At 63.9% G+C, this 14,340-nt stretch carries 18 protein-coding genes and 1 tRNA gene; 3 read left to right on the top strand and 16 right to left on the bottom strand.

The window, feature by feature from the left end; translation table 11 throughout:
• Positions 1 to 11 precede the first annotated feature (11 nt).
• Positions 12 to 890, bottom strand: a complete 879-nt coding sequence (gene dapA / locus ACOAPY_RS06985) for a 4-hydroxy-tetrahydrodipicolinate synthase (protein ID WP_076584326.1) — start codon at positions 888 to 890, stop codon at positions 12 to 14.
• Between the two features lie 155 nt (positions 891 to 1,045).
• On the opposite strand from dapA, the gene ACOAPY_RS06980 reads away from it, so the two are divergent.
• Entirely contained in the window at positions 1,046 to 1,603 is a 558-nt protein-coding gene (locus ACOAPY_RS06980) for a glycine cleavage system transcriptional repressor (protein ID WP_465155850.1), read from the top strand.
• Positions 1,604 to 1,613: 10 nt separating this feature from the next.
• On the top strand, positions 1,614 to 2,087 hold the full coding sequence (locus tag ACOAPY_RS06975; RefSeq protein ID WP_465156730.1) for a peroxiredoxin: 474 nt from the start codon (positions 1,614 to 1,616) through the stop codon (positions 2,085 to 2,087).
• A 48-nt stretch (positions 2,088 to 2,135) separates the two neighbouring features.
• On the opposite strand, the gene ACOAPY_RS06970 is transcribed toward ACOAPY_RS06975, so the two are convergent.
• Positions 2,136 to 2,375 (bottom strand): sulfurtransferase TusA family protein, encoded by a 240-nt coding sequence (locus ACOAPY_RS06970; RefSeq protein WP_076426294.1) that lies wholly within the window; start codon positions 2,373 to 2,375, stop codon positions 2,136 to 2,138.
• A 101-nt stretch (positions 2,376 to 2,476) separates the two neighbouring features.
• On the opposite strand from ACOAPY_RS06970, the gene ACOAPY_RS06965 reads away from it, so the two are divergent.
• Entirely contained in the window at positions 2,477 to 3,907 is a 1,431-nt protein-coding gene (locus ACOAPY_RS06965; RefSeq protein ID WP_279999638.1) for a M48 family metalloprotease, read from the top strand.
• Between the two features lie 55 nt (positions 3,908 to 3,962).
• Here the strand turns inward: ACOAPY_RS06965 and nadA are convergent, their stop codons facing one another.
• From nadA to ruvC, 14 genes are all read right to left on the bottom strand, one after another.
• Complete coding sequence (nadA, locus tag ACOAPY_RS06960) at positions 3,963 to 5,021, bottom strand: quinolinate synthase NadA (protein WP_076584315.1); 1,059 nt, start codon at positions 5,019 to 5,021, stop codon at positions 3,963 to 3,965.
• Between the two features lie 121 nt (positions 5,022 to 5,142).
• Positions 5,143 to 5,218, bottom strand: a tRNA-Lys gene (locus ACOAPY_RS06955).
• 56 nt (positions 5,219 to 5,274) lie between these two features.
• Positions 5,275 to 5,949 (bottom strand): 7-cyano-7-deazaguanine synthase QueC, encoded by a 675-nt coding sequence (gene queC, locus ACOAPY_RS06950; protein ID WP_374560940.1) that lies wholly within the window; start codon positions 5,947 to 5,949, stop codon positions 5,275 to 5,277.
• Between the two features lies 1 nt (position 5,950).
• Entirely contained in the window at positions 5,951 to 6,598 is a 648-nt protein-coding gene (gene queE / locus ACOAPY_RS06945; RefSeq protein ID WP_374560942.1) for a 7-carboxy-7-deazaguanine synthase QueE, read from the bottom strand.
• A 120-nt stretch (positions 6,599 to 6,718) separates the two neighbouring features.
• The gene (gene ybgF / locus ACOAPY_RS06940; RefSeq protein ID WP_465155848.1) at positions 6,719 to 7,537 is read right to left on the bottom strand and encodes a tol-pal system protein YbgF; all 819 of its coding nucleotides are present in this window, start codon (positions 7,535 to 7,537) and stop codon (positions 6,719 to 6,721) included.
• Between the two features lie 6 nt (positions 7,538 to 7,543).
• Entirely contained in the window at positions 7,544 to 8,041 is a 498-nt protein-coding gene (gene pal / locus ACOAPY_RS06935; RefSeq protein WP_021700660.1) for a peptidoglycan-associated lipoprotein Pal, read from the bottom strand.
• 56 nt (positions 8,042 to 8,097) lie between these two features.
• Entirely contained in the window at positions 8,098 to 9,396 is a 1,299-nt protein-coding gene (tolB, locus tag ACOAPY_RS06930; protein WP_061904988.1) for a Tol-Pal system beta propeller repeat protein TolB, read from the bottom strand.
• Positions 9,393 to 10,346: a cell envelope integrity protein TolA gene (gene tolA / locus ACOAPY_RS06925; RefSeq protein ID WP_076584307.1), complete on the bottom strand. Its 954-nt coding sequence runs from the start codon at positions 10,344 to 10,346 to the stop codon at positions 9,393 to 9,395. The genes tolB and tolA overlap by 4 nt, the downstream gene beginning before the upstream one ends.
• On the bottom strand, positions 10,346 to 10,804 hold the full coding sequence (tolR, locus tag ACOAPY_RS06920) for a protein TolR (protein WP_465155846.1): 459 nt from the start codon (positions 10,802 to 10,804) through the stop codon (positions 10,346 to 10,348). The genes tolA and tolR overlap by 1 nt, the downstream gene beginning before the upstream one ends.
• A 10-nt stretch (positions 10,805 to 10,814) precedes the next feature.
• Positions 10,815 to 11,486: a protein TolQ gene (gene tolQ / locus ACOAPY_RS06915; RefSeq protein ID WP_043216495.1), complete on the bottom strand. Its 672-nt coding sequence runs from the start codon at positions 11,484 to 11,486 to the stop codon at positions 10,815 to 10,817.
• Positions 11,487 to 11,517: 31 nt separating this feature from the next.
• A complete protein-coding gene (gene ybgC / locus ACOAPY_RS06910; protein ID WP_465155844.1) occupies positions 11,518 to 11,961 on the bottom strand; it encodes a tol-pal system-associated acyl-CoA thioesterase in 444 nt (147 codons plus the stop codon).
• A gap of 53 nt (positions 11,962 to 12,014) precedes the next feature.
• Positions 12,015 to 13,064, bottom strand: coding sequence for a Holliday junction branch migration DNA helicase RuvB (gene ruvB / locus ACOAPY_RS06905; RefSeq protein WP_465155841.1), 1,050 nt, complete (start codon positions 13,062 to 13,064; stop codon positions 12,015 to 12,017).
• 3 nt (positions 13,065 to 13,067) lie between these two features.
• Complete coding sequence (gene ruvA, locus ACOAPY_RS06900) at positions 13,068 to 13,673, bottom strand: Holliday junction branch migration protein RuvA (RefSeq protein WP_465155839.1); 606 nt, start codon at positions 13,671 to 13,673, stop codon at positions 13,068 to 13,070.
• A gap of 17 nt (positions 13,674 to 13,690) precedes the next feature.
• A complete protein-coding gene (ruvC, locus tag ACOAPY_RS06895) occupies positions 13,691 to 14,215 on the bottom strand; it encodes a crossover junction endodeoxyribonuclease RuvC (RefSeq protein ID WP_061904992.1) in 525 nt (174 codons plus the stop codon).
• Between the last annotated feature and the right edge of the window lie 125 nt (positions 14,216 to 14,340).

Genomic DNA, 14,340 nt, shown 5'->3' with positions numbered 1-14,340 from the left:
GTATTCCTCGATTAAGCCAGGACGCCGGACTGGCGCATGGCCTGCCGCAGCGGTTCGTGACAACGCGGGCTGAGCCAGGTCAGCGGCAGGCGGATGCCGTCCTGCATCAGTCCCATCTCATGCAGGGCCCACTTCACCGGAATCGGGTTCGATTCGATGAACAGATTCTTGTGCAGCGGCATCAGGCGCTCGTTGATCGCCCGCGCGGTGGCGGCATCACCGCGCATCGCGGCGGCGCACAGCTCGGCCATGGCACGCGGGGCGACGTTGGCTGTCACCGAGATATTGCCCTTGCCGCCCATCAGCATCAGCTCGACGGCGGTGGCATCATCGCCGGAGTAGACCAGGAAGTCGGAACTCACGCGATTGAGAATGTCCTGAGCGCGCTGCAGGTCGCCAGTGGCTTCCTTGATACCAATGATGTTGGCGACCTTGGCCAGGCGCTCGACGGTCTCCGGCAGCATGTCGCAGGCGGTACGGCCCGGCACGTTGTAAAGGATCTGCGGAATCGCTACTGCCTCGGCGATATGCCGGAAGTGCTGATAGAGACCTTCCTGAGTCGGCTTGTTGTAGTAGGGGGTGACCAGCAGGCAGGCATCGGCGCCGACGCTCTTGGCGTTCTGGGTCAGCTCGACGGCCTCGCGGGTGCTGTTGGCGCCGGTGCCGGCGATCACCGGGATGCGCCCAGCCACCTGGTCGACCACGCGGCGGATGACTTCCACGTGCTCGTGGACATCCAGGGTCGCGGACTCACCGGTGGTGCCGACGGCAACAATGGCGTTCGTGCCTTCCTGCAGGTGGAAGTCGACCAGTTTGCTCAGGGCGTCCCAGTCCAGACCGCCTTGTGCGTCCATGGGCGTGACCAGTGCCACCATACTGCCCGAAATCATGCAACCGCTCCTGCCGGAAAAAGAGAGCCGTAATGGTACTGGCGGCTCAGGTGTTGCACAACCGCCGCAGCATTCCCCTGAGCGGCGCTTTTCGCTACCCTTCTGCCTTTGTTCGGCCAGCGTGTGCCGAGCGCCCATCGTTTCAGGAAAGCTGCATGTCCACCCCTCAGGTTCGCGAACAATTCCTCGTCATCAGCGCACTCGGCGCCAACCCCATGGAGCTCACCAGCGTGCTCTGCCGGGCCAGCCAGGAGAACCGCTGCGGCGTGGTCAGTAGCCGCCTCACTCGCCATGGCGAGTACAGCGCCCTGGTACTGCAGGTCAACGGCAGCTGGGACGCTCTGGCGCGCCTGGAGGGTGCGCTGCCGGCGCTGGCCAAGCGCCACGCCTTCAGCGTCAACATGATCCGCAGCGCCGCCCTGGACGTACGCCCCAATGCGCTGCCCTATGTGGCCTATGTCAGCTGCGCCTACCGCCCGGACATTCTCAACGAGCTGTGCCAGTTCTTCAGCGACCACCGCGTGGAACTGGAGAACATCACCTGCGACACCTACCAGGCACCGCAAACCGGCGGCACCCTGCTCAACGCAACGCTCACCGTGACCCTGCCACCGGGCACCCAGATCAGCTGGCTGCGCGACCAGTTCCTCGACTTTGCCGATGCGCTGAACCTGGACGCGCTGATCGAACCCTGGCGCCCGCAAAACCCGTAAGGAGTGAATGATGGCCGTCTCTCTCGACCAACCGGTTGCCGATTTCAGCGCCGCTGCCACCAGCGGCCAGCAGGTATCCCTCAGTGCCCTGAAGGGCCAGCAAGTGGTGATCTACTTCTATCCCAAGGACAGCACCCCGGGCTGCACCACCGAGGGCCAGGACTTTCGCGACCAGCACGCCGCCTTCCAGACCGCTAATACGGTGGTCTTCGGCGTCTCGCGCGACGGCATGAAGTCTCACGAGAACTTCAAATGCAAGCAGTCATTCCCCTTCGAGCTGATCAGCGACAAGGACGAGGCACTCTGCCAGCTGTTCGACGTGATCAAGCTGAAAAAGCTGTACGGCAAGGAATACCTGGGCATTGATCGCAGCACCTTCCTGATCGACGCGCAGGGCGTGCTGCGCCAGGAGTGGCGCGGCGTCAAGGTGCCGGGCCATGTGGATGAAGTGCTGGCTGCGGCACAGGCGCTGAACAAGAGCTGACTCACAGAAAAAGGGCCGCATCAGCGGCCCTTTTTCGTTGAACAGGCCTCAGGCCTTCCTAAGCCAGTAGCGGAACACCCCGCCTCCTTCTTCCTCGCGCACCAGTTCATGCCCGGCCAGCCGGGCGAACGCGCGAAAGTCGCGCTGTGAGCCGGCGTCGGTGGCGGTGACCTTGAGCACCGCACCACTGGCCAGGCGATTGAGCTCCAGCTTGGCCTTGAGCAGCGGCAGCGGGCAGCTCAGGCCCGTGGCATCCAGCTCGGCATCGCAAGGGGGAATATCGGTCATGCACACTCTCCTCGAAGGCCGCCAAGGATAACGCACAACCCTGGCCAGCAGCGCGGCAAGGCGGCTACAGTAAGCCCCTCGTTTCGCCAAGAGCCCCGTGCATGAATCTTCTGCGCCCCACCCTGCTCGCCCTGGCCTGCCTCGCGCTTCCCGCAGGCGCCAGCGACCTGCCGTCGCTGGGCGACGCCAGCTCATCTATCGTCTCGCCAGAACAGGAACACCGCCTAGGCCGCGCCTGGCTCAGCGTCCTGCGCGGGCAGATCGACCAGCTGTCCGACCCGCAGCTCAAGGACTATGTGGAAACCAGCGTCTATCGCCTGGCCGAGACCAGCCAGCTGGAAGACCGCCGCCTGGAATTCGTCCTGCTCAACAGCCCGCAGATCAACGCCTTCGCCGCCCCCGGCGGCATCGTCGGGGTCAACGGTGGCCTGCTGCTGCACGCCCAGACCGAAGGCGAATACGCCTCGGTGATGGCCCACGAACTCGCACACCTGTCGCAGCGCCACTTCGCCCGCGGCGTCGAGGCCCAGCAACGCATGCAGGTACCGGTGATGGCCGCCATGCTCGCCGGCATCGTTGCTGCCGCTGCCGGCGCCGGAGACGCCGGTATCGCCACCATCATGGGTGCGCAGGCCGCCGCCATCCAGGAGCAGCGGCGCTTCTCCCGACAGAACGAACAGGAAGCCGACCGCATCGGCCTGCTCAACCTGGAAAAAGCCGGCTACGATCCGCGCGCCATGCCCAGCATGTTCGAGCGCCTGATGCGTCAGTATCGCTACGACTCCAAGCCGCCGGAATTCCTGCTTACCCACCCGGTCACCGAGTCGCGCATCGCCGATACCCGCAACCGCGCCGAGCAGTATCCCTCCCGCGGTATCTCCGACAGCCTCGGCTATCAGCTGATGCGCGCACGTACCCAGCTGATGTTCGAGGAAACCCCGGGCATTGCCGCCAAGCGCTTCCGCGCCATGCTCGACAGCAACCCCCAGCTGGAAGCGGCCCACTACGGCCTGGCCATCGCCCACATCAAGGGCGGCCGCCTCGCCGAGGCGCGCAGCGAGCTGAACGCCCTGCTGGCCAAGAAGCCCAACGATCTCACCTACAACCTGGCCATGATCGAACTGGACAGCGCAGCCAACCGACTGAGCGACGCCCAGCAGCGCGTCGAACGGATGCGCAGCCTGTATCCGGACAGCTACCCGCTGGAGCAGGCGCGCATCGACCTATTGCTCAAGCAGAACCAGACCAAGGAAGCCGAAGTCGCCCTCGACCAACTGCTCAAGCAGCGCGGCAACGATCCGGACGTGTGGTATCAGGTGGCGGAGGTGCGCGGCCTGACGCGCAACATCATCGGCCTGCATCAGGCCCGCGCCGAGTTCTTCGCCCTGGTTGGCGACTACGACCAGGCACTGGAGCAGCTCGACCTGGCCAAGCGCCGCGCCAGCAGCAACTTCCCCCTGGCCTCACGCATCGACGCGCGCCAGCAGGAGCTGATGGAGGAGAAGCGCGCCCTGGACAAGATGATGCGCTGAACCCAGCCATGAAAAAGCCCGGCACTGGCCGGGCTTTTTTCTGCACGCTGGAAAATCAGGCGTTGCCGGCCAGCTTCAGTCGAGCAGCCTGGGTGAAGTCCAGCATGCGCTTGAGCGGCTTGATCGCACGCGGAATCAGCGCCGCATCGACCAGGATCTCGTTACTGCCCTCACGCAGGCACTGCAAGGTACGTTGCAGGGTGTTCATCGCCATCCAAGGGCAGTGCGCGCAGCTGCGGCAGGCGGCGCCGTTACCGGCGGTAGGCGCCTCGACGAAGACCTTGTCCGGGCACAGCTGCTGCATCTTGTAGAAGATGCCGCGGTCGGTGGCGACGATGAAGGTCTTGTTCGGCAGGGTCTGCGCCGCCTTGATCAGCTGGCTGGTCGAACCCACCGCATCGGCCAGTTCTATCACCGCCTCCGGCGACTCCGGGTGCACCAGTACGGCGGCCTCCGGATAGAGCGCCTTCATATCCTCCAGCTGCTTGGCCTTGAACTCTTCGTGGACGATGCAGGCACCGTCCCAGAGCAGCATGTCGGCACCGGTCTCGCGCTGGATGTAGCGCCCCAGGTGCTGATCCGGCGCCCAGAGAATCTTCTCGCCGTTGTCCATCAGGCTCTCGACGATCTCCAGCGCACAACTGGACGTCACCACCCAGTCGGCACGCGCCTTCACTGCTGCCGAGGTGTTGGCGTACACCACTACGGTCCGATCGGGGTGCTGGTCGCAGAAGGCCGAGAACTCATCCACCGGGCAGCCCAGATCGAGCGAGCAGGTAGCATCCAGGGTCGGCATCAGCACACGCTTTTCCGGATTGAGGATCTTGGCGGTCTCGCCCATGAACTTGACCCCAGCCACCACCACGGTCTGCGCCGCGTGCTGGTTGCCGAAACGGGCCATCTCCAGCGAGTCGGAGACGCAACCACCGGTTTCCTCGGCCAGGGCCTGGATCACCGGGTCGCAGTAGTAATGCGCCACCAGCACGGCGTTCTGCTTCTTCAGCTCGGCGGCGATCTCGCTGCGGTAGAAGGCTTCCTCCTCGACCGTCAGCGGCTTGGGCTGCTTGGCGGCAAGATGGGCCTGCACCAGCAGGCGTTCGGAAATCTGGGTCATGTCATCAAACCTGAGGGCGCTGAAACGCGAGCGGGCAGTATATCACCGGGCCCAGGGCCGCCCGCCAAACCGCTTTTTCGAGGCATAAAAAAAGCCAGTCTTTCGACTGGCTTTAGCGATATGGTGGGTCGTGTAGGATTCGAACCTACGACCAATTGGTTAAAAGCCAACTGCTCTACCGACTGAGCTAACGACCCAACGCGGAGCGCATGATACTGATTTAATTCAGGAAATCAACACTCCAGAGAAAAATTTATGCGTAGCGGGTGGGATCGGCCACCCCGGCAGCCGCAAAACCCGCAGCGCGCAGGCGGCAGCTGTCGCACTTGCCGCAGGCACGCCCGTCGTCGTCCGCCTGATAGCAGGACACGGTCAGGCCGTAGTCGACGCCGTGTTGCACACCGATCTGCACGATCTGCGCCTTGGACAGATTCTGCAGCGGCGCCTGAATACGGAACCCTCGGCCTTCCACCCCCTCGCGGGTCGCCAGGTTGGCCACTCGCTCGAAGGCCTCGATGAACTCCGGACGGCAGTCCGGATACCCCGAGTAATCCACCGCATTCACACCGATGAAGATGTCGTGGGCGCCCAGCACTTCGGCCCAGCCCAGTGCCAGGGAGAGAAATACGGTGTTGCGCGCCGGCACGTAGGTGACCGGAATACCCTCGGTCGGCGCCTCGGGCACGGCAATGCTGCTGTCGGTCAGGGCCGAGCCACCGATGCCGTTGAGGTTGAGGCCGATCACTTTGTGCTCGACCACCTCCATCTGCCGCGCCACCCGCTCGGCCGCCTGCAGCTCGGCGCGGTGACGCTGGCCATAATCGAAACTCATGCTGTAGCAGGCGAAACCCGCCGCCTTGGCCTGGGCCAGGATGGTGGCGGAGTCGAGGCCACCGGAGAGCAGTACCACGGCTTTCTTGTCGGTCATATCAGTGTCCCGGCTCGTCATTCCAGAGAATCTTGTGCAACTGCAACTGGAAGCGCACCGGCAGGTTGTCGGCGACGATCCAGTCGGCCAGGGCGCGGGCATCCACCTGCCCGTGGCTGGGCGAGAACAGCACCTCGCCGGCGCGCTGCTCGAGGCGGTACTCGATCAGCTTGGAGACAGCCCAGTCATAGTCCTCGCGCGAGCAGATGACGAACTTCACCTGGTCGTTGCCGGTCAGCTCATCCAGGTTGCTGTAGAGGTTGCGCGTGACTTCCTGCGAGCCCGGGGTCTTCAGGTCGACCACCCGGCTGACCCGCCGATCCGTAGGGGCAATATCCATGGCACCGCTGGTTTCCAGCGACACGCGATAGCCGGCGTCACACAGCTTCTCGAGCAACGGGATGCAATTGGGTTGCGCCAGCGGTTCGCCACCGGTGACGCAGACATAACGCGGCTTGAAGGCGGCTACCCGCTCGAGGATGGCCTCCAGGCTCATGATCTCGCCACCACTGAAGGCGTAGGCGGTGTCGCAGTACTGGCAGCGCAGCGGGCAGCCGGTGAGGCGGACGAATACGGTGGGCAGGCCACTGGTATTGGTCTCGCCCTGCAACGAGTAGAAAATCTCGGTAATACGCAGGTTTGTTTGCATGAGAGCACCGGGCGTGACGGCGAAACAGGCCATCCGCCTCCGTTGCGGGTGAATCGGGGCCGCGATAGTAACGAAAAAGCCCGCGACAGGCGCGGGCTTTCTGACCGAACGACGGCCGGGTCAGGGCAGACGTTGCAGGTCGCGCTGCGCCAACTGAGCGGCGGAAGAGCCCGGGTACTGGGCGATCAGCTGCTGCAGGATACCCTTGGCGCGATCAGTGTTGCCCAGACGCTGCTCGACGTCGGCGAGCTTGAACAGCGAATCCGGCACCTTGGCATGCGTTGGGTAGCTGGCAGCAACCTGGGCAAAGGCCTTGCCAGCGCCTTGCAGATTGCCCTGGGCCAGGTTCACTTCACCCAGCCAATACTGGGCATTGCCGGCATACTGGCTCTGCGGGAACTTGCGCAGAAAACCTTCGAAGGCCTGGCTGGCTTTGGCAAAGTCCTTGGCCTTGATCAGGTCGAAGGCAGCATCGTAGTAGAGCTTTTCCTTCGCCGGGTCGGCCGGTTCGTTGCTGGCAGCCGGAGCAGGCTGCTGGACCGGAGCGACGGGAGTACCGGCGGCATTGATCGCGCCACCGGCAGGAGAATTCTGTGCAGGTGCCTGAGGTGCACCGGCGGCACCGCCTTGCAGGCGGCTGTCGAGATCCTGATAACGCGCCTGGCTTTCCTGCTTGAGGCGTGCGATCTCGTTCTGCTGTTCTTCAACCTGGCCACGCAGTTGCGCAATATCTTGCTGCATCTGCTGCAGTTGCATGAACAGCTCGCCCTGCGCCGAAACCGGGGCGGCTGCCCCGGCTCCGGCGTAGGCGCCGCTCGTACCGTAACCGACCGGCGGATAGCTGCTCGCAGAGCCGCCATCCACCACGGGAACCTCCGCCACCGCCGCAAGCGGCAGGGCGAATACCAGAGAGGTCAGGACACGAGGGCACTTACGCATGGCGAATTACTTGCGCAGTTCGACGCGGCGGTTCTGAGCCCAGGAGGACTCGTCGCTGCCGGTAGCAACCGGACGCTCTTCACCGTAGGAAACCAGTTCCAGCTGAGCCGGGGAAACGCCCTGCAGCACCAGGTAGCGCTGAACGGCCTTGGCACGACGCTCGCCCAGAGCCATGTTGTACTCGCGGGTGCCGCGCTCGTCGGTGTGGCCTTCCAGAACGACGCGAGCGCCGTTGCCTTTCAGGTCCTTGGCGTGTACGTCCAGAGCGCGCATGGCTTCCGGCTTCAGGTCGGAGCTGTCGTACTCGAAGTAGAAGGTGGTGATGGCGCGCAGAGCGGCTTCTTCGCTCAGAGCACCGTCAACGCCGCTGCCGTTGGCGTTGTAGCCAGCGTTCGGGTCAACAGCGCCTTCGCCGGAGTTGTCGCCGCCTTTGGACGAGCAACCAACAGCCACGGCCAGGGCCAGGCTCAGAGCGGCAAATTTGCCAAATTTCAGCATTTCCATGGTGGAGCTCCTAATGAGTTCTAGGTGTGTTTACAGCAGAAAAAGTTGCTACCGCATCAGTTCAGGAAGGGAGACCAGGACGGCTCCCGAACATCACCTTGCGCGGTGGGAATCGGCAGTCTGACGCGTCCATTGGTGGACACGAGCATCAGCACTCCGCGACCCTGCTGGCGGGTGGCGTAGATTAGCATGGTGCCATTGGGCGCAACAGTGGGCGAGTCGTCCAGACTAGTCTCCGAGAGGATGCGCAGGCGGCTGGTTACCAGGTCCTGGGCGGCCACCTTGAAGTTGGTGAAACCGTCCTGGCGGTGAATCATCACCAGGGTCTTCTCGTCGGCCGACAGCTTCGGATTGGCGTTGTAGTTGCCGGTAAAGGTCACGCGCTGGGCCGCGCCGCCGTAGATGCTCTGCTTGTAGATCTGCGGCTTGCCGGCGCGGTCGCTGGTGAAGTACAGGGTCTGCCCGTCCTTACCCCAGAACGGCTCGGTCTCGATCGAACCGGAATTGGTCACGCGCTGAATCTGGCGGCTGCCCAGGTCCATCACGTAGATCTCCGGGTTGCCGTCCTTAGACAGCACGAAGGCCAGGCGATTGCCATCCGGCGAGAAGGCCGGCGCGCCGTTGAGGCCCTCGAAGTTGGTCAGCTGCTCGCGGCGACCGGTGTCGATGTGCTGCATGAAGATGCGCGGGCGACGCTGCTCGAAGGACACATAGGCGATGCGGCGGCCATCCGGCGCGTAACGCGGCGACAGGATCGGCTCACGCGACTGCAGCAGGGTCACGCCACGGGCGCCGTCGTAGTCCGAGCGCTGCAGGGTGTAACGGGTGTTGTTCACACCGAAACGCTCAGCGGTGACGTAGAGCATCTTGGTGGAGAAGGCGCCCTTGATACCGGTGAGCTTCTCGAAGGCCTGGTCGGCGATATGGTGGGCCATGTCACGCAGCTGGTCGGTGGTGCCACCGACGGTGCCGGCCACCACTTGCTGCTGGGTCGCCACGTTGAACAGGGCGAACTGCACCTGCAGGCGCGCGCCGCTCGGCACGATGCTGCCGACCATCACGTACTGGGCGCCCAGGGCCTGCCAGTCGCGGTAGATGATCTCGGCCGCCGAGGTCGGCAGGCTGATCATGTTCTGCCGCGGAATAGGCTCGTACATGCCGCTGTTGCGCAGGTCGTTGCCGATCACGGTGGCCAGGTCCTCGGGCAGCACGGTGCCACCCTGCCAGCCAAAGGGCACTACGGCGATAGGAATGGCACGGTCGCTGCCGGTCGAGACCACCAAGGGGTCTGCCGCCTGCACGGCACCCGCGAGCAGGGCCAGGCCGAGCAGCGCTATACGAATCAAGCTGTTCACAGAGACAAATCCTCCGGTTTGAAAATCATCCGCCGCTGACGGTACATGGCGTTGAAAGTGGCACTATCGACTTGCTGCATTTCAGGAATACGCACAACGTTCTTCACTGCCGCGACAGCCGAGGCATCGAACGGCGAATCGCCACTGGAACGGGTCACCGAGGCATTGACGATGGTGCCATCGGGCAGCATCTGGATCAGCACCTCGACACTCATGCCGTTGCGCGCCGATGGCGGCCGCTGCCACTGCTCGCTGACCAGTTTGATGATCAGGTCGTCGAGGCTGCCCGCCACCTTGTCGCCCACCTCGTCGGCCAGCGCCTGCTGACGTTCGGTGGTGTCGCCCAGCAGCTCCGCCAGCGCCTGTGCCTTCTTGTCCTCGGCGGCCTTGCGTGCGGCCTCCTGGGCTTTTTTCTTCGCGGCCTCGGCAGCGGCCTTCTTCTTGGCCTCTTCCGCCGCCTTCTTCTTCGCCTGCTCAGCCGCCTTCTTGCGCGCTTCCTCGGCAGCCGCTTTCTTCTTCTCTTCCTCGGCCTTTTTCTTGGCAACTTCGGCCAGCTTCTTCTGCTCAGCCGCTTTCTTCGCCTCTTCGGCCTTCTTGGCCTCGGCTTGCTTCTTCTCTTCAGCCTGTTTGGCCGCCGCGACTTTCTTTTGTTCCGCAGCTTCCTGCTTCTGCTGCTCTTCCTTCTTGGTCTCCAGCTGCTCCACCTCGTACTGGCGGGCCTTGGTCTTCTGCGCTTCGCCAGCGATCTTCTGGGTGGTCTGGGTAGTCGCCTGGCTCTGCGACTTCAACTGGTACAGGGTAGCCTGGACAATCGGCCGCGCCGGCGGCAATTCCGGGGCGAAGTGGAAGCTGACGAACAGCATGGCGAACAGCAGGACGTGAATGGTCACGGCCCATACCGTTGGCCAGAAATAGCTTTCCGACGAGGAGCGCACGCTCTTCTGCTGCATCAGGGCGCCTCGGTGATCAGCCCGACGTTGCCCACGCCGGCTTCCTGCAGGCCGCCCATCACGGCCATGACCGAGCCGTAGTCGACCGACTTGTCGCCGCGCACGAACACCTGCACCTTCTTACCCTGGGCAGCGTTCTGGCTCATGATCGCGCTCACCGTCTGCACCAGTGCCGGCAGTACGGTGGCGGTTTCGCTGGCCTTGCCCTGGTCCGGATCGACTTCGTCGCCCATGTTCCAGTAGTAGGTCTTGTCGGCCTTGATCGAGATGGTCAGCACGCGGGAGTCATTGTCCTGCGGCAGCACCTCGCTGGAGACCTTGGGCAGGTCGACCTTGACGCCCTGGTTGAGCATCGGCGCGGTCACCATGAAGATCACCAGCAGCACCAGCATCACGTCGATATAAGGCACGACGTTCATCTCGGAGACCGGCTTGCGTCTGTTGCGAATTCTGGCCATGGGCTGAGCCTCAGTCCTCGCTGGTGTGCACTTTGCGGTGCAGGATCGCCTGGAACTCGTCAGCGAAGGTGTAGTAACGACTGATCAGGCGATCGCCACCGGCGGAAAAGCGGTTGTAGGCGATCACCGCCGGAATGGCAGCGAACAGACCGATGGCGGTGGCGATAAGGGCCTCGGCGATACCCGGGGCCACGGTGGCCAGGGTCGCCTGCTGTACCTGAGCCAGGCCGCGGAAGGAGTTCATGATGCCCCACACGGTACCGAACAGGCCGATATAGGGGCTGGTGGAACCGACTGTGGCGAGGAACGGCAGGCTCTGCTCGAGCTTCTCCTCCTCACGCGAGATGGCCACGCGCATGGCACGGGCCACGCCGTCCATCACCGCATCCGGATCGACGCCAGACTGCTGGCGCAGGCGGGAGAACTCCTTGAAGCCGGCGCGGAAGATCTGCTCGACACCGCAATCCGGGTCGGGGTTGCTGCCGGCCTGGCGGTACAGCTTGGACAGGTCGATGCCGGACCAGAAGCGCTCCTCGAACACCTCCAGGGACTTCTTCGCCGCACGCAGCATGGTGCTGCGCTGGAAGATCATGATCCAGGACACCACCGAGGCGGCGACCAGGCTCAGCATGACCAGCTGCACCACCAGACTGGCGTTGCTGATCAGGCTCCACATCGACATATGGTCAACGGCGTTGGCTGTTGCTTCCACGCTACTCTCCTGCTGTGACTGGACCCATGCCGGCGAAGGCTGCACGCAGCGCTTCGGGAATGGCACGGGGTTTCAAATTGTCGGTGCGCACACAGGCCACCACGAACTGCCCCTCGCAGAGCAGCGCCTCATCCGTTGCCCGCCGCACCTGTTGACGAAAGCGCAGGCTGGCACGGTTTAACTCGATCACCTCGGCCGTGATAAAAAGTTCGTCGTCCAGCCGGGCCGGCGCGTGATAGCGCGCCTCGGCGGAATGCACGACGAACAGCAGGTTCTCCCCCGCCAGCTGCGATTGGGCGAAACCCAGACTGCGCAGGCACTCGGTACGAGCCCGCTCCATAAACTTGAGGTAGTTGACGTAGTAGACGATGCCGCCAGCGTCGGTGTCCTCGTAATACACCCGACACTTGAGGGCAAAAGGCTGGGCCTCGTTTTGCGCGCGCATACTCTAGTGTTTACTCCTGGCCTTGCCAATCCGGGCAAGCCGTTGTTTTTCGACTAATCGTTGCCGTCGAACAGATCCGCGACCGGCGCATCGCCCAGGCGCTTCGGCAAATTCAGGCCAAAGTGCAGGTAGGCGTGCCGCGTCACCACTCTGCCCCGCGGCGTGCGCATGATGTAGCCCTGCTGGATCAGGTAAGGCTCGAGCACGTCCTCGATGGTGCCGCGTTCTTCGCCAATAGCCGCCGCCAGGTTGTCAATACCCACCGGCCCGCCGTCGAACTTGTCGATCATGGCCAGCAGTAGACGCCGGTCCTGGTGGTCGAAGCCACGTTCGTCAACATCCAGCATGTTCAGCGCCTGGTCGGCGATGCCACGGCTGATCTGCCCGCCGGCGCGCACCTCGGCGAAGTCGCGCACGCGGCGCAGCAGGCGGTTGGCGATACGCGGCGTGCCGCGGGCGCGACGAGCAATCTCGAAGGCGCCTGCGGGGTCGATATGCAGCCCAAGAATGCCGGCCGAACGGCTGACGATGGTGGCCAAATCCTCGCTGGAGTAGAACTCCAGGCGCTGGACGATGCCGAAGCGGTCGCGCAGTGGGTTGGTCAGCATGCCGGCGCGGGTGGTGGCGCCGACCAGGGTAAAGGGCGGCAGGTCGAGCTTGATCGAGCGCGCGGCCGGCCCCTCGCCGATCATGATGTCGAGCTGGAAGTCCTCCATGGCCGGGTACAGCACTTCCTCGACCACAGGCGACAGGCGATGGATCTCGTCGACGAACAGCACGTCGCCCGGTTCCAGATTGGTCAGCAGCGCGGCCAGGTCGCCCGGGCGCTCCAACACCGGGCCCGAGGTGCTCTTGATCGATACGCCCATTTCCTGGGCAATGATGTTGGCCAGGGTGGTCTTGCCCAGGCCGGGCGGGCCGAAGATCAAGGTGTGGTCGAGGGCTTCCTGACGGTTCTTGGCAGCCTGGATGAACAGCTCCATCTGCTCGCGCACCACCGGCTGACCGATGTATTCAGCCAGCGCCAGGGGGCGGATGGCGCGATCCAGCTGCTCATCGCGGTCGCGGCTGCTGGCGGTAATGAGACGGTCGGCTTCGATCACTGCTTAGACCATGCCCTTGAGGGCTCGACGGATCATTTCTTCGCTGGACAGCCCCTCTTCCTTGATCGCCGCCACAGCCTTGCTGGCTTCCTGCGGCTTGAAGCCGAGGGCGATCAATGCGCTCAAGGCGTCGCTCTCCGCGCTTGAGACTGCCACGCCGGCACGAGGTTCCACCACCAGCGTGGCGATGGACTGCATGGTTTCCCAGGCCTTGAAGCGATCCTTGAGTTCAACCAGCAGTCGCTCGGCGGTCTTCTTGCCGACGCCAGGGATCTTTACCAGGGTCGAGGTGTCCTGGGCCTGCACGCAGCGCACTAGCTCGTCCACTTCCAGCCCGGACATCAACGCCAGGGCCAGCTTGGGACCGACGCCATTGAGACGGATCAGCTCACGAAATAGCTCGCGCTCGCGCTTCTCGAAAAAGCCGTAGAGCAGGTGGGCATCCTCGCGCACCACCAGATGGGTGTGCAGCGTCACCCCCTGCCCCACCGCCGGCAGGCGGTAAAGCGTGGTCATCGGCACTTCCAGCTCATAGCCGACGCCATTCACGTCGAGGATCAAATGTGGCGGCTGCTTCTCCGCCAGGGTGCCCTTGAGGCGTCCGATCACGAATTCGCTTCCTTCTATTACAGGCGCAGGCGACCGCTGCGCCGCTTGGCACCGAGCAGCCCATGGGGAATCAGGCTCTGCCGGTGATGGGCATGGCAGAGGGCGATAGCCAGAGCGTCGGAGGCGTCGATCTGCGGCTTCTGGGTAAGCTTGAGCAGGTGCATGACCATCATCATCACCTGCTGCTTGTCCGCCCCCCCGGTGCCGGCGATAGCCTGCTTGACCTGACTGGCGGTGTATTCATTGACATCCAGACCCGCCTCGATGCCGGCGACTATCGCCGCGCCCCGCGCCTGACCGAGCTTGAGCGCGGAGTCGGCGTTCTTGGCCATGAATACCTGCTCGATACCCATGGTCACCGGCCCGTGCAGGCGAATCACTTCGCCCACACCGCGAAACACCACCTGCAGGCGGCTGGCCAGGTCACCATCGCCGGTGCGGATACAGCCGGAGGCCACGTATTCGCACCCACGCCCGGTATCACGCACCACGCCGTAACCGGTGGTGCGCGAACCAGGGTCGATGCCGAGAATCAGGGTCATGCCGGGTTCAGCTCCACGCGCCTGGGCACTGTCTATTTATCCAGCCGCGAGTATACGGAGCGCCGCGCATATAAAAAAGCCGGAAGCGCGCGAGGCGACTTCCGGCTTCGGCCGACGCAGCGGGA

Source organism: Pseudomonas stagnisoli, from assembly GCF_048595745.1.
GTDB classification, from domain to species: domain Bacteria; phylum Pseudomonadota; class Gammaproteobacteria; order Pseudomonadales; family Pseudomonadaceae; genus Aquipseudomonas; species Aquipseudomonas alcaligenes_A.
Note: the sequence above shows the minus strand (reverse complement) of the source record. Positions and strands in the feature narration are given on the sequence as shown.